This window comes from Rhizobium sp. NXC24, from assembly GCF_002944315.1.
In the GTDB taxonomy this organism is placed as follows: domain Bacteria; phylum Pseudomonadota; class Alphaproteobacteria; order Rhizobiales; family Rhizobiaceae; genus Rhizobium.
Map to the genome: position 1 here is coordinate 4,051,166 of NZ_CP024311.1, position 14,264 is coordinate 4,065,429.

General features: G+C 60.5%; 8 protein-coding genes. All 8 read right to left on the reverse strand.

From position 1 onward, the window contains the following. Positions 1–61: 61 nt before the first annotated feature. Positions 62–8,572 carry a glucoamylase family protein gene (locus NXC24_RS19830; RefSeq protein WP_104824843.1) on the reverse strand — a complete coding sequence of 2,837 codons (8,511 nt, stop codon included), beginning with the start codon at positions 8,570–8,572 and terminating at the stop codon, positions 62–64. A 422-nt stretch (positions 8,573–8,994) separates the two neighbouring features. Continuing rightward, the gene (locus NXC24_RS19835; protein WP_104824844.1) at positions 8,995–9,678 is read right to left on the reverse strand and encodes an XRE family transcriptional regulator; all 684 of its coding nucleotides are present in this window, start codon (positions 9,676–9,678) and stop codon (positions 8,995–8,997) included. Positions 9,679–10,003: 325 nt separating this feature from the next. Next, positions 10,004–10,162 (reverse strand): hypothetical protein, encoded by a 159-nt coding sequence (locus NXC24_RS35505; protein ID WP_199773502.1) that lies wholly within the window; start codon positions 10,160–10,162, stop codon positions 10,004–10,006. A gap of 165 nt (positions 10,163–10,327) precedes the next feature. Then, on the reverse strand, positions 10,328–10,516 hold the full coding sequence (locus NXC24_RS19840) for a hypothetical protein (RefSeq protein ID WP_104824845.1): 189 nt from the start codon (positions 10,514–10,516) through the stop codon (positions 10,328–10,330). Between the two features lie 165 nt (positions 10,517–10,681). Continuing rightward, positions 10,682–11,431, reverse strand: coding sequence for an ABC transporter ATP-binding protein (locus NXC24_RS19845; protein WP_104824846.1), 750 nt, complete (start codon positions 11,429–11,431; stop codon positions 10,682–10,684). Beyond that, entirely contained in the window at positions 11,428–12,261 is an 834-nt protein-coding gene (locus NXC24_RS19850) for an ABC transporter ATP-binding protein (RefSeq protein WP_104824847.1), read from the reverse strand. Before NXC24_RS19850 ends, NXC24_RS19845 begins: the two co-directional genes overlap by 4 nt. After that, entirely contained in the window at positions 12,258–13,190 is a 933-nt protein-coding gene (locus NXC24_RS19855) for an ABC transporter permease (protein WP_104824848.1), read from the reverse strand. The genes NXC24_RS19850 and NXC24_RS19855 overlap by 4 nt, the downstream gene beginning before the upstream one ends. Then, on the reverse strand, positions 13,187–14,254 hold the full coding sequence (locus NXC24_RS19860) for an ABC transporter permease (RefSeq protein ID WP_104824849.1): 1,068 nt from the start codon (positions 14,252–14,254) through the stop codon (positions 13,187–13,189). The genes NXC24_RS19855 and NXC24_RS19860 overlap by 4 nt, the downstream gene beginning before the upstream one ends. Positions 14,255–14,264 lie beyond the last annotated feature (10 nt).

The window sequence follows — 14,264 nt, forward strand, 5'->3', positions numbered from 1 at the left end:
TCGGGGCCAAAGAGTTCCCCCTTTGGCCCCGATCGTTGAAGCGAAACAGTGCAGGAAAGCGCTACTGTCCGATCGGATAGCCCTCTTCGGGATGGGCGATCGCCCTGTCATTCACAGACACCAAGTATCCCTTAGCATCGGGCGCTTTTGAGACGGAAATGCGGTATTTTCCGCTCGGCAGATCGAGGTCCGCCGCAAAGCCATCCCACTTCGACGGCAGCGCCGGCTTGACGTAGAGATGGCCATTTTTGACGCGAATGCCGAGAATTCCCTCAATTGCCACGCGATAAAGCCATCCGGCCGAGCCCGTATACCAGGTCCAGCCGCCGCGGCCGGTCAATTGCCCCTCGCCGTAGACGTCGGCGGCAATGACATAGGGCTCCACGCGGTAGGTATCGGCCTCATCACGATTTCGTGCATGGTTCACGGGATTGAGCAGTTCGAAGCAACGCCAGGCATCGTCGCCGCGATTCATCTCTGCCAGTGCCATGACCACCCAGGTCGCGGCATGGGTATACTGGCCGCCGTTTTCGCGCACGCCCGGCGGATAGGACTTGATGTAGCCCGGATCGCGCGCCGACTTGGAGAAGGGCGGCGTGAACAGCCGGATGATGCGGTTATCATCGTCGACTAGCTTTTCGAGAACGGCATTCATCGCCTTCTCGCCGCGCTCGCGGTCGCCTTCGCCGGACAAGATGTTCCAGGACTGCGCGATCGAATCGATCTGGCATTCGAAATTCTCGTCCGAGCCGAGCGGGCTGCCATCGTCGAAATAGCCGCGGCGATAGTGGCCGCCATCCCAGCCCGCCGTTTCCAGCGCCTTGCGCAGTTCCGGCAGATGCTTGGTCCAGCGTTCGACACGCTCCCGGTCGCCCCGCGCTTCCGCATAGGGCAGGAAAGCGGTGAGCGTGCCGGCCAGGAACCAGCCAAGCCAGACGCTTTCGCCACGGCCCTGAATGCCGACCCGGTTCATGCCGTCGTTCCAGTCGCCGCCGAGGATCAGCGGCAGGCCGTTGCCGCCCTTGCGCTTGATCGCCAGATCGAGCGCCAAGGCCGCATGCTGATAGACGCTGACCTTATCCTGCGACACGGTCGGCTGGTAGAAGGCATCGTGCGTACCAGGCATAAGGGCCGCACCTTCGACGAAGGCGAGTTCTTCATCGAGAAGCGACTTGTCGCCGGTCACCGTGCAATACTGGTTGATGGCATAGGCGAGCCAGACGACATCGTCCGAGATACTCGTGCGCACGCCGGCCCCGCTGCCCGGCAGCCACCAATGCTGCACATCGCCTTCGCGGAACTGGCGTTGCGCCGCATTCAGGATCTGCTTGCGGGCAAGCTCCGGCGCATGCATCAGGAAGGCCAGCGTATCCTGCAACTGGTCGCGGAAACCGAAGGCGCCGGAAGCCTGATAGAAGGCAGTGCGGGCCATGATCCGGCAGCCGAGGCTCTGATAGGGCAGCCAGGCATTGATCAGGTTGTTCATCGCCTTGTCCGGCGTCGAGATCTGCAGACGGCCGGTGAAGTTATCCCAGAAGCCGCGGCTGGCCGAAAGCACAGCCTCGAAATCGGCATTGCGGATGTCGGCCACCAATGCGCGCGCCTCTTCGATCGAAGCGGTATCGCCCATATAGAAGCAGATATCCTTCTGTTCGCCGGCTCCGACCGTCAGATCGAAGGCGAGCGCCGCGCAGGGATCGCCGTCGAGATCGGTGGAATTGGAAAGGGCAGCGCCGGAAACGACGGCTTCCGGCATCTGCACCGTGCCGTAACGGCCGATGAATTCGCGGCGGCTGGCCGAGAAGCTCGAATGCGCCTCGCTCGCCGCCATGAAGGCGATACGCTTGGAATAATCGATGCTGTAGGGATTGTTGGCAAACAGCGCGCCGGTTTCCTCATCCACCGACGACAGGATGAACGGCCGTGTCTTGTGCGGATTGATGCCGAGCACCCATTCCGCATAATTGTAGAGCCGCAGCCGGCGGCTACCCTCGCCCGTATTGCGGATGCGCAGGCGGAAAAGCTTGACCGGGCGTTCGCGATCGATCGTTTGCGTCAGCTCCAGCGCTATGCCGCTCTGTTCGCTCGAGAACACCGAATAGCCGAGACCGTGGCGGGCCTCATACTGGACCTTCGGATTGCGCGACAGGGCCGCATAGGGGGTCATCACCGTATTGCTGTCGAGATCGGTCACATAAAGCGCCTCGCCCGGACGGTTGATGACCATGTCGTTGGTCCATGGGGTCAACTGATAGTCGCGCGAATTGTGGCTCCAGGTGAAACCGCCGCCTTCAGCAGGCACATGGAAGCCGAAACGCTCGTTGGAGATGACGTTGATCCACGGATGCGGCGTCGACTGGCCGCCGGCGAGCCGGACGACATATTCGCGGCCATTGTCGGCAAAGCCGCCATAGCCGTTCCAGAAGTCGAGGTCGTCCTGTGCTTCCAGTTCACCGGCTGCAAAGACGGATTTCTGCGGCACCATCGGTACGGCAAGGCGATTGACCGGCGCCGGCCCATCGGACTGCGCCGAACCGAACAGCGTCGCCGCACGGGCGATTTGATCAACAAGCTTGCCGTTACGTGCATGGAAGATCACGCGCGAGGCAGCAAGAATCTGCTGGTAGGTCTCCTGCTCGATCAGATCCTTGCGAACCGAGAAGATATTCTGGCGCAGGCCCTCGCCCTGATTGTGGCGAATATGCTCGACGAGCTTGTCGAGCTCACGTTGCATGTCCTGGGCTTGGTCTACGGCCCGCTCATTGACGATCACCAGATCGGCATTGATGCCGCGTGAACGCAGATATTCCGCGGCACTCAGCGCTTCCCGCGCGATTTCGAGGTCGATATCGTCGTTGATGCGCAGGGTGAAGATCGGGAAATCACCCGAGATCGTCACCGGCCAAAGTGCGGACTGCGAATGCAGGCCGGCCTGAACGGTGGCGCTGTCGGCGCGCAGATGCATGTCCGGATAGACGAGATAGCGGGCAAGCTTCTGGAAGGCTGCGGCCTGCTGCGAGGTGACGCCGACATGGCGCATCTGCATCTGCGTGCGCGTCCAGGCCTGCGTGAGCTCGATGCCGAAGGTATCGGGATTGCGGTAGCGATCGACCGCCTTGTCGACATCCTCGCGGCTCGGTGCGGCGATCGTCCAGAAGATCACGCTGACCTTCTTGCCGGCCGGCACGCGCACGACGCGACGCAGCGACAAGCAGGCGTCCATGGTGAAGCCGTCCGTGCCGGACAGAGTTGCGCCCGGATCGAAAGCGGCGGCTTCCGCGAGCGTCCGGCCACGGCCGAGGAACTTGCGGCGGTCTGTCTCGAATTCCGTCGGGCGCTCGGTGCCGGCATTGTCGACGACCAGATGGGCGATCGACATGTCAGGCTCATTGTAATCGCGCTTGTTGCGCTCGGCGCGGATCACGTCGCCGGTGCTGCCGATCTCGGTGCGCACGAACATGCGCGCAAAGACCGGATGGCCCGAATCGACATCGTCGCTGGCGATTGCCGGCTCGAGATAGGAGGTCACTTCAATGAAGCGATCCTCCGCGCCCATGTTGAGCAGCGTCACACGGCGGCCCTCGGCATCGTGTTCGGTTGCGACGATGCATTCGACATCGCTGGTGAGATCACCAATGGTCTTGCTGTACTCCGCCTTTTCATCGCTGAAGGTGACTTTGACCTTTTCGCCTTCGACGCTACGCGGCTCTGATGTGGCCGACCACCATTGGCCGGATGCGGTATCGCGCAGGAAGATGAAGGTGCCCCAGCGATCTTCCGTCGGATCGGGCCGCCAGCGCGAGACCGACAAGCCATTCCAGCGTGAGTAGCCGGCGCCGGTCGCCGTCAGCATGACGGCGTAATGGCCGTTGGACAGGAAGGCGAGTTCGCGATCGTGCGTCGCCGGATCGGCAATTTTGCGGATTTCCGGACGCAGCATGTCTTCCTGGATATTGGCCGGCTGGTCGCTCTCGTGCTTTGCGGCCATGACAGGGATATCGCGCGGCGCCTTTTCCTGCAGCAGCAACTCGGCCGCTTCGATCACCGGATCGGCATGGAACAGCTCACGCAGGCGTCCGTTGAAGGCGACGTTGGCAATAGCCGCAATCGACATGCCGTGATGGTGGGCATAGTAGTTGTAGACCACCGCGCACTTCTTGCCCTCGGGAACGCGGGTCGGCGTGAAATCGACGGCGTCGTGGAAGCCATAGGTGCCGAGCGCGCCGACCTTGCGCAGCTTCTGCAGGTTTTCGAGCGCCGCTTCCGGACGATACTGGCTGGCCAGAATCGAAGCATAGGGCGCGATGACCGCATTCTGGCCGAGACCGCGCTTCAGGCCGAGCGAAGGCACGCCGAAGTTGGTGTACTGGTAGTGCATGTAGTGGTCGCGGGCGTTGAAGGCCGCTTCCGAAATGCCCCAGGGGATGCCGGCGCCGAGGCGCTTGGCATAATTCATCTGCTCCTGAACAATCAGATTGTTGGTCTGGTTGAGGATACCACCCTGACGCTCCTGCATGACGAGCGGCGGCATCAGATATTCGAACATCGAGCCGGACCAGGAAACCAGAGCACCCCGCGAGCCGATCGGCACGACCTGGCGGCCGAGGCGATACCAATGCTCCGTCGGCAGATCGCCCTTGGCGATGGCGAAGAGGCTGGTAAGACGCGCTTCGGATGCCAGCAAGTCGTAGCAGGCGGCATCGAGTTCGTTGGTTTCAACACGGAAGCCGATAGAAAGCAGGCGCCGTTCCGGACGGTAGAGGAAGGCGAATTCCATACCGAAAGCAGTATCGCGCATGCGGTCGCGCAGCTTTGCCAGACGCTGGCGCAGCGCATCGACATTGGCGAGATCGAAGACGCTGTCGGCAATATGGCCTTCGCAGACCTTCACCAGCGATTCCGACCAGGTGAGCACCTCGCCGCTCTGCTGCGACTTGACCTCATGGTCGAGGTTGGCGGCGAGCTTCTGAATATCATGCGCCAGGACCGACAGGTTGATGATGCGGATCGAGGCGAACTCGTGCTCGCGCTTGACGGCGGCCAGCGCGTTCCGGAAGCCGATGATGCGCTCTTCCAGACGATGACGCAGCGGACGAACGGTCTTGCGGTCATCCGGCAGTTCGGCGAGCATTTCACCGAGAATGCCGGCGACATCGCCGATGCCGTCTAGATTGCCCTGCATATGCGCGGAGGGCGCTTCCGCCCAGATGCGGCAGGCCGACGACACGGCGATCAGGTGACCGGCGAAGTTACCGCTGTCGACCGCCGAGACATAGCGCGCGCCCATCGGCTTCAGCGTGTCCGTATGATACCAGTTGCAGAGATGCCCGCGGAATTTCTCGAGCTTCTCGACGGTCGCCATGGTCTTTTCCATGCGATCAATGGTTTCTTCGAAGGAAATCCAACCGAAATTGCGGGCCGAGATCACGGAGAGCAGGTAGACGCCGATATTGGTCGGCGAAGTCCGCGAAGCGACCACCGCATGCGGCGTCTGCTGCACATTGTCCGGCGGCAGGTGGTTTTGCTGCTCGACCACGAAGGTGTCGAAATAACGCCAGGTGCGCCGCGCGATCTTGCGCAGCTCGGCGGAGACGCCTTCCGGCACTTCGAGCTTGTCTTCGGTTTCCGCCGTCTGGCTGACATACCAGGCGATCGCCGGCGACAGAATCCACAGCAGCGCGAAGGGGATGCCGACGAAGAAGGCATTGTCGCCGGAAAGAGATGCGAAAGCCAATGCCAGCAGCGCCAGCACCGGTGCATGCCACATGACGCGGTAGTGGCCGAGGATCGTCGTCTGCGCCGCGGCCTGGGCGCTGGCCGCCGTGCGCCACTGCAGCATCAGCTTACGGCTGACGAAGGCACGGTAGAGCGAGCGGCCGATGGCGTCGGCCATGATGCAGGCGCCGTCGGCGATGAAGACGATACGCAGCGCGACCTGCGCATTGGCGGCGCGGATATCCGACCAGACCGTATAGAGATGGGCCCGGGCAACGATATCGCTGGTGCGCGGAATGATGCCGTTGATCAGCGACAGTGTCGGCGCCACGAACAGGCAGAAGATCAAGAGGATCTGCCAGATCAGGGCGGCGAACGGCCCCATGAAATACCAGCCGAGAACGGAGGCGAAGAACCAGGCGATCGGCGTCAGCGAGCGGCGCAGATTGTCCATCATCTTCCAGCGGCCGAGGCCGGTGACGCCGCGCTTCGGATTGAAGAGATAGGGAAGCAACTGCCAGTCGCCGCGAGCCCAGCGATGCTGGCGCGAGACTTCAACTTCGTAGCGGATCGGGAAATCCTCGACGAGTTCGCAGTCGGTGACGAGGGCACAGCGCGCCATCGAGCCTTCGAGCAAATCGTGGCTGAGAACCGCGTTTTCCTCGATCTTGCCCTTCAGCGAAGCCTCGAAGGCGTCGACATGATAGAGGCCCTTGCCGGTGAAGGTGCCTTCCTCGACTAAGTCCTGATAGACGTCGGAGACGGCGAAGACATAGGGGTCGAGACCGCGATTGACGGAGAAGACGCGCTGGAACACCGAGGCGTCCTTGCCCGTCGTCAGCGACGGGGTGACGCGCGGCTGCAGCACGCCGTAACCACGCACGACCCGCTTGGTCTCAGGATCGAAGACCGGGCGGTTGGTCGGATGATGCAGCTTTCCGACGAGCTTCGTGACCGTGTCGCGCACCAGGCGCGTGTCGGAATCGAGCGTCATGACGTATTGCACGTTCTTCGGCACGGTATTGGCGCCGGGCAGGAAGGTCGTGTCGCGGTCGCCGCGCAGCAGCAGGTTCAGCTCGTGCAGCTTGCCGCGCTTGCGCTCCCAGCCCATCCAGGCGCCTTCGGCCGGATTGTAAAGACGGCGGCGATGCAGCAGATAGAAGCGCTGCTTGCCGTCCTCGGCATAGCGGGCCGAGAGATTGGCGACTTCGCGGCGGGCGTAATCCAGAATCTCCAGATCGCGTTCGCTCTCTTCTTCCTTGCTGTCCGGCCAGTCGCTCAGAAGCGCGTAATAGACTTCGCCAAGCGGATTGGCGAGATAATGGACCTCGATGTTGCGCACCAGTTCGTCGACGCTGTCGCGATTACCGATCAAAGTCGGCACGACGACCAGTGTACGAGCCTCTTCCGGAATGCCCTCCTTGAACTCATAGCCGACGAGACGCGCCGGCGTGAGGTACATGGTGACCACGAAGTTGAACAGGCCGGTGGCGCCTTCGGATGCCGGCAGCGAGAACATCAACAGCAGGATGATGGTTTCAGCCCAGCCCATGCCAGCCTGGATCATGAAATAACCGACGATCCAGAGAGCGATGACGGTGATCAGGAGAACGGGGGCGGCGATCGCCAGCCAGTTGAACTTGCGCCACTGGCGGACGAAACGCTGCGACAGCTTCGGGCGGAAGCCGATCGCCTTTTCCAGCTTCTCGATCTGCTGGCCGACGATGAAATCGCCGATATTGGGCTCATGCGGCTGCGGCTCGCCCGAGGCCTTGGCCGCTTCGGTCATGGCCATGGCGACCTGGGCTATCTCCATTTCCGTCTTGTCGGAGCGGCGTGCTAGCTTCTCAATGGCGCGGCGATAGCTGTTGCGCGAGCCAGGATCGAGCTTTGCGTAATCGGTCTCGTCCCAGAGCAGCTTGTCGACTGCGCTGACCTCCTCGACCCAGCCCGACCAGTCGGTATCGTCGATCAGCCGCAGGCTTTTGATGATGTTGCCCATCGTCACATTGCCGGACGACAGGCGGTTGTGCTCGGCCATCATGACGGTTTCGGCATCGGTGCCGGCTTCCGTCAGACGCCGTTCCAGCCAGGTGACGGCGAGGCCCGAAGTGTGCGAGCCGTCGCGCAGACGATAGAGGAACTGCGTGGCGAAGGTATTGTCGGACGTATAGGGCTCGAGCGTCCTCAGGAACTCGGTGACCTTGGCGTCGTCATTGAGGCGAATCAGCTCATCGACCGCGGCATTGGCCTTCTTGCGCGTCAGGCGGCTCTGCTCGACGCGGCTGGAGATGCGACGCAGATTGTCAACGAGCACATAGCGCACCAGCGACGGAACCGCCCAGAGCTCACCGATCTTCAGCATGTCGTGCGACTGGAAGCCTTCGACAAGTGCCAAGAGACCCTGGTTGGATACGGTGCTGTGCGTGTGAGCGACATAGAGCCAGGCAAGCGCCAGCGTGCGCGGCATCACCATGCCGTCTATGGTGATCTTCTGCAGTTGATCGTAGTACTTCTTCGGGAAATCGCGGCGGACTTCCTGGATCGCCTCTTCGATGATGTAGTGGTTGTCGAGCAGCCATTCGGCCGCAGGCGTGATCGATTCACCGGCATCGACGTCGGCATTGGCCGAACGATAGACGCGCAGGATCTCTTTTTCGTTCTCCTTGTGCCGGTCGAAGAAATCGAAGGGCGCAAAGCCCGGCAGCTTCGTCGCAGCGCCGTTGCGGGCGAAGATCGAACCGCATTCCCGGATCTGATCGTTGGAGAAATAGGTGGCACGGATCGAATCGTTATGATCGATCTGCTTGGCTTCAGAATCGCGCGGCGGAACAGTGGAGAGGTTTTGAGACGTCATGGATTCGGGTTCTGGGTCCAAACAGAGTGACAGGCATTGTCGCCTTTACCGTTTTTGTCCTGCCCCACACGACTATTCATGCATTTGGACCCTTTGCTTCGCTTCCCGGCGCGCGAAGGGGATGAATTCGAAGTGGCGGCTTAGAACAAACGTATTCAGGCGAAGATTTTCACGGCCTCTTCGTCAGGATCATGGCAATTTTGCGCCATCATTCGAAACAGGCTTCCGTGAAACTTGAGACGCGACCGGATGGTTCCGGCAGCAGTCTGCACGTGTCAAAGACAATCGATCAAGGTCATGAGGTATTCTCCTTAGGCTGATTTCTTGCAATCGGAAATTCAGTAGGGTTTGGTAGGTTGCCCTCCATATCCCGCGGAAGATGAACTTAAACTGAACTCCCTCAAAAGATTCGCAAATTCCTCTCAAGAGCTGTGTTTCTCAGGGTAGGAAATGATCGACAGAAAGCGGATCGGCAGACTAACGAGCACTTCCGGACCATGCGGCGCATCGGCATCGAAAAAGAGGCTGTCACCCGGCCGCATCGCATAAAGCTTGTCGGCATGACGGTATTCGACTTCCCCTTCCAACATATAGATCAATTCCAGCCCTTCATGCTGAAATGCCGGAAAAACATCAGAATCGGCCGTCAGCGTGATGAGATAGGGCTCGACCTGCAGCCCGCTAGACCCGTTGGCTATGTGACCGAGCAGATTGTACTGATGACCGGCGCGCGTACCCCGCCGCTCCATCTCCACACCCTCGCCGGCCTTGACGAAGACGGCGTTGCGCTTTTCTTCGAACCGCCGGAAAAACGAGGTGACGGGCACTCCAAGCGCCCGCGCCAACGCCTGCAATGTGGTGAGAGACGGCGACGTGTTGCCGTTTTCGATCTTTGAGAGCATGCCGAGCGATATGCCGGTGGCCGAAGCAAGGTCGGCGCCGGTGATGCCGAGCTTCTTGCGAAAGGCGCGGACCTCGTGGCCGATCGCCAATTCGAGATTATTCTCTTTTACGTCGCGTATGGCATGCGAATCCTGGTCCAGGACCGCTCGCCCGTCTTGACCACCATTCCGTCTGCCGCTGCGCCCAGCCTCCGCTTTGGTCATGCTCCGCCCCACTCTATTTTGTGTTTTGGCGAAGCTTACTGTTTTCATGAAGCGCATTCTATCGGTCATGGGAAATTTTCTTTGCCCGGCGAAGTTTTGACAAGGCCGGGAAAGAAGAATTGCCGTTAGGGAAGCGTTTCAACTTGGGAAGAAACAGGAATGCGACGGTAACGTCTGGCTGACCTGAAGATTAGCCCGATCGGCCGTGGCCGTTAGAAAACAAAAAAGAGATGACGCCAACCATCGCTCTATAAACGCGGCACCGCAGCGGCGCGCGCCCATGATATGACCGATCAATGCCGGTCATATCATCCTTGCAGCGCGTTCAGATCACGATGCCGAAGACGATGGCGACGACGAAGAGGAATGCGGCAGAAAACAGCGCAACGTGGATTGCAGTCTGGATCTTGCTGCGCGTCGTCGCAACGCGCTTCGAGCCGTCGAACTGATTCACATGCGTATTCGACATACCCAAATTCGCCATGTGTTGCCTCCGTTCGTTTTTGTCGTTGTCATGTGGGCGAGCCCACGTCCGACATTTATACAATCCCTATCAATTAGGTAGAGATGAATTTTTGTCCAGAGGCCAACGCAAGAAAAAATAAACCATTGGACGGCGGTCTGGCTCGAAAGATCAGCAAGGCTGACATCAGCAGAGAATGCGGCGAGCCCAGATCAAAGTGCGCTCTACGGCGCTTGCTTCAGCAGCCGGAGTTTCGGTCGGACCGATCTGACGGCGGCTCTGTTCTTCCGGCAGAGTGACGGTCAACGCGTCCTCTTCTTTTGCCGGTGCTGGCGGATGAAGATACCCCATGGTCATGCCACCCATGAAAAACATGCCTGCCTCCACTCGCGCATGACCCCATGTAGGAGATCACGAAAGTTAACCGCCATTAATGGGATCATGACAGAATTGCGGCACGAGTCAATAGTCTATACGATTAGTCGTCTTTTAAGCGAAGCTTAACTAAAAGGGCGATGAAGGACTAATGATTACAATCAATTAGGCACGGACAAAGCCTTTGCTCGCAATCATCAGGTTGCGCGTGTAGTCCTGCTTGACATCGCCGGCCGCCAATTCTTTTGCGCTCAGCCGCTCGACGACAGCGCCATTCTGCATCACCACGAGGCGTTCGCACATATGGGTGACGACACCGAGATCGTGACTGACCATAACGAACGTCAGATGACGATCCCTGCGCACCTGCTCCAGCAAATTGAGCACTTCCGCCTGCACGGAAGCATCCAGCGCCGAGGTCGGTTCGTCGAGCAACAGGATAGACGGCTCGACGATCAAAGCGCGGGCAATCGCCACGCGCTGGCGCTGGCCGCCCGATAGTTGGTGCGGATAGCGGAAACGGAAGCCTGAACCGAGGCCGACTTCGTCAAGCGCCCGGGTAATGCGCGTCTCGCTGTCGCCGATGCCGTGGATTGCCAGCGGCTCCAGCAGCAGCCGGTCGATGGTTTGACGCGGATGCAGCGAGCCATAGGGGTCCTGAAACACCATCTGGACCTGGCGGTAAAACGCTTTGGTGCGTTTTGCACCCTTCAGCGCCTCGCCATCGACGCGGATCACGCCGTCGCTGACAGGCGCGAGACCGGCGACGGCGCGCAGTAAGGTCGATTTGCCGGAACCGGATTCGCCGACAAGACCGAAGGATTCGCCCTTGTTCACATCGATGTTGACCGCATCGAGGGCGTAATAACCGTCATAGACGACACTGAGGCCGTCGACCGCAAGCGCCGCCGTCATGCCGCCCACTCCGGCTTGCGATCAAGGACCGGCAGCGGGTGACGGTCCTCGCCGATGACGGGCATGCAGTTCAACAGACCGCGCGTATAGGGATGCTGCGCATTGTTGAGTTCGGAAGCTTTTAATTCCTCGACGATCTTGCCGGCATACATGACGATCACCCGGTCACAGAAGGAGGACACCAGCCTCAGATCGTGGGACACGAAAATCAGCCCCATGCCGCGTTCCGATACCAGCCTGTCCATGATCCTCAGCACATCGAGCTGCACAGTGACGTCCAACGCCGAGGTCGGCTCGTCGGCGATCAGCAGCTCCGGGCCTGCGATCAGCATCATCGCGATCATCGCGCGCTGGCCCATGCCGCCGGAGACTTCATGCGGATGCAGGTCGTAGACGCGCTTGGGATCGCGGATCTGCACCGCTTCCAGCATGGCGAGTGCGCGCTCGCGCGCTTCCGCCCTGCTCACCTTCTCATGCGTGCGCAACGTCTCGGTAATTTGCTTGCCGATGGTCATCACCGGATCGAGCGAATATTTCGGGTCCTGCAGCACCATGGCAATGCGCTTGCCGCGCAGCGACCGGCGCTCCCTGGCCGAGACCGACAGCAGGTCGATGCCGCTGAAGTTCAGCTTGTCGGCCGTGACGATGCCATGCGACGAAGTGAGGCCCATGATCGCGCGGCCGGTTTGCGACTTGCCGGAACCGCTCTCGCCGACAATGCCGAGTCGCTCGCGGCCGAGCGTGAAGGAGACGCCGCGCACGGCTTCGATGATGCCGGTGCGGGTGGGATAGCGAACCCTGAGGTTCTCGACCGTCAACAGTGGCGTCATTGGCCGCTCTCCTTCGGATCGAGCGCATCCCGCAAACCGTCGCCGAGCAGGTTGAAGCCCAGGCTGACGATCAGGATGGCGATACCCGGCATTGCCGCCACCCACCATTGATCGAGATAGTATTTGAACCCGGTGGCAATCATCGCGCCCCATTCCGGCAGAGGGGGCTGTGCGCCCAGGCCGAGGAAACCGAGACCCGCCGCCGTCAGAATAACGCCGGCCATATCGAGCGTGACACGCACGATCACCGAGGAGATGCAGAGCGGCATGATATGGCGGAAGACGATACGGATCGGCGAGGCGCCCATGAGTTGCACGGCAGCGATATAATCGGAGCGCCGCACCGTCATCGTCTCAGCCCGCGCCAGGCGCGCATAGGGCGGCCAGGAGGTGATGGCGATCGCAATGATGGCATTCTCGATGCCGGGGCCGAGCGCGCCGGCAAAAGCGAGCGCCAGCACCAACTTCGGAAAGGCAAGGAAGATATCGGTGATACGCATCAGCACGGTGTCGATCCAGCCACCTGCATAGCCAGCTATCATACCGATAAACAGCCCGAGCGGCGCCGAAATGATCGCGACGAGAACAACGATATAGAGGGTCCATCGCGACCCATAGATCAAACGGGACAGGATATCGCGCCCGAGATTGTCGGTACCGAGAAGATAGCCGCCGGTCCCGGGCGGCTTCAGATAGGCATTGGTGAGATCCCCAATACTCGGCGGATAGGGGGCGATAACATTGGCAAATGCCGCCACAAGAATGAGGACGACAATGATCAGCAATCCGAGAACCGCCAGCCGATTGGCGGAAAATTGCCGCCATGTGACATAGGCACGTCCGAGGCTCGCTTGCCGGCGCGACTGCGGCCGATCCGACAGCAGCCAGTCACGCCAGCCAGGTTGCGTGGTCTCAGCGGTCGCCGTCATTTGCGTCGCGTCCTTGGATCGAGAGTGCGGTAAAGCAGGTCGGAGAGCAGGTTAATCCCGATGAAGGCTGTACCGACGACGACAGTTCCGCCGAGCACGGCGTTCATATCGGCGTTCTGCAGCGAGCTGGTGATGTAGAAACCGATGCCCGGCCAGGAGAACACGATCTCCGTCAGCACCGAACCTTCCAGCAATCCGGCATAGGAGAGCGCGATCACCGTGATCAGCGGCACGGCGGCGCTGCGCAGCGCATGTCCCCAGATCACCCGCGTTTCCGAAAGCCCCTTGGCGCGGGCCGCGACGATATATTCCTGGCCGAGTTCGTTCAGCATGAAACTGCGCGTCATCCGGCTGATATAGGCAAGCGAGAAGTAGCCGAGCAGCGAGGCCGGCAGAATGATGTGGCGGAATGCATCCCAGAACACATCCCATTGCCCCTGCATGGCGCTGTCGATCAGATAAAAGCCGGTGATCGGCGTGAAGGTATATTCGAAGGCGATGTCGATGCGCCCGGGATAGGCCACCCAGCCCAGCTTGGCATAAAAGATGACGAGCGACACCATGGCCAGCCAGAATACCGGCACCGAATAGCCGACGAGGCCGATGACGCGGACGATCTGGTCGATGAAGCTGTTGCGGCGCACGGCGGCAAGCACGCCGAAGGGAATTCCGAAGATCGCGCCGATGATCGTACCAACGGTCGCAAGCTCCATCGTCGCCGGAAAAACGCGCCGGATATCGTCCATCACCGGATTGGTCGTCAGCACGGATGTGCCGAAATCGCCGGTCAGGGCACTCAGTAGATAATAATAGAACTGCAGATAGAGCGGCTGATCGAGATGCATTTCACGGCGCAGGCGCTCCAGCACCTGCGTAGGTGCATGGTCACCGGCAATCGCCAATGCCGGATCGATCGGGATGACGCGCCCGATGAAGAAAGTGACGGCGAGAAGGCCGAGATAGGTCGTGACCGCCACGACCAGGAAGCGCAGAACGCCCATCAGAATGGGCGCGGCACGGCCCTTTTTGGGCCGCACCTCCATTTTCCGTTCGACAGTGCTCAAAGAACCAGTC

What these genes read in the sequence shown, in the direction of transcription:
- NXC24_RS19830 (WP_104824843.1), bottom strand. Translation starts at nt 8,572, where the DNA reads ATGACGTCTCAAAACCTCTCCACTGTTCCGCCGCGCGATTCTGAAGCC.
- NXC24_RS19835 (WP_104824844.1), bottom strand. Translation starts at nt 9,678, where the DNA reads ATGACCAAAGCGGAGGCTGGGCGCAGCGGCAGACGGAATGGTGGTCAA.
- NXC24_RS35505 (WP_199773502.1), bottom strand. Translation starts at nt 10,162, where the DNA reads ATGGCGAATTTGGGTATGTCGAATACGCATGTGAATCAGTTCGACGGC.
- NXC24_RS19840 (WP_104824845.1), bottom strand. Translation starts at nt 10,516, where the DNA reads ATGTTTTTCATGGGTGGCATGACCATGGGGTATCTTCATCCGCCAGCA.
- NXC24_RS19845 (WP_104824846.1), bottom strand. Translation starts at nt 11,431, where the DNA reads ATGACGGCGGCGCTTGCGGTCGACGGCCTCAGTGTCGTCTATGACGGT.
- NXC24_RS19850 (WP_104824847.1), bottom strand. Translation starts at nt 12,261, where the DNA reads ATGACGCCACTGTTGACGGTCGAGAACCTCAGGGTTCGCTATCCCACC.
- NXC24_RS19855 (WP_104824848.1), bottom strand. Translation starts at nt 13,190, where the DNA reads ATGACGGCGACCGCTGAGACCACGCAACCTGGCTGGCGTGACTGGCTG.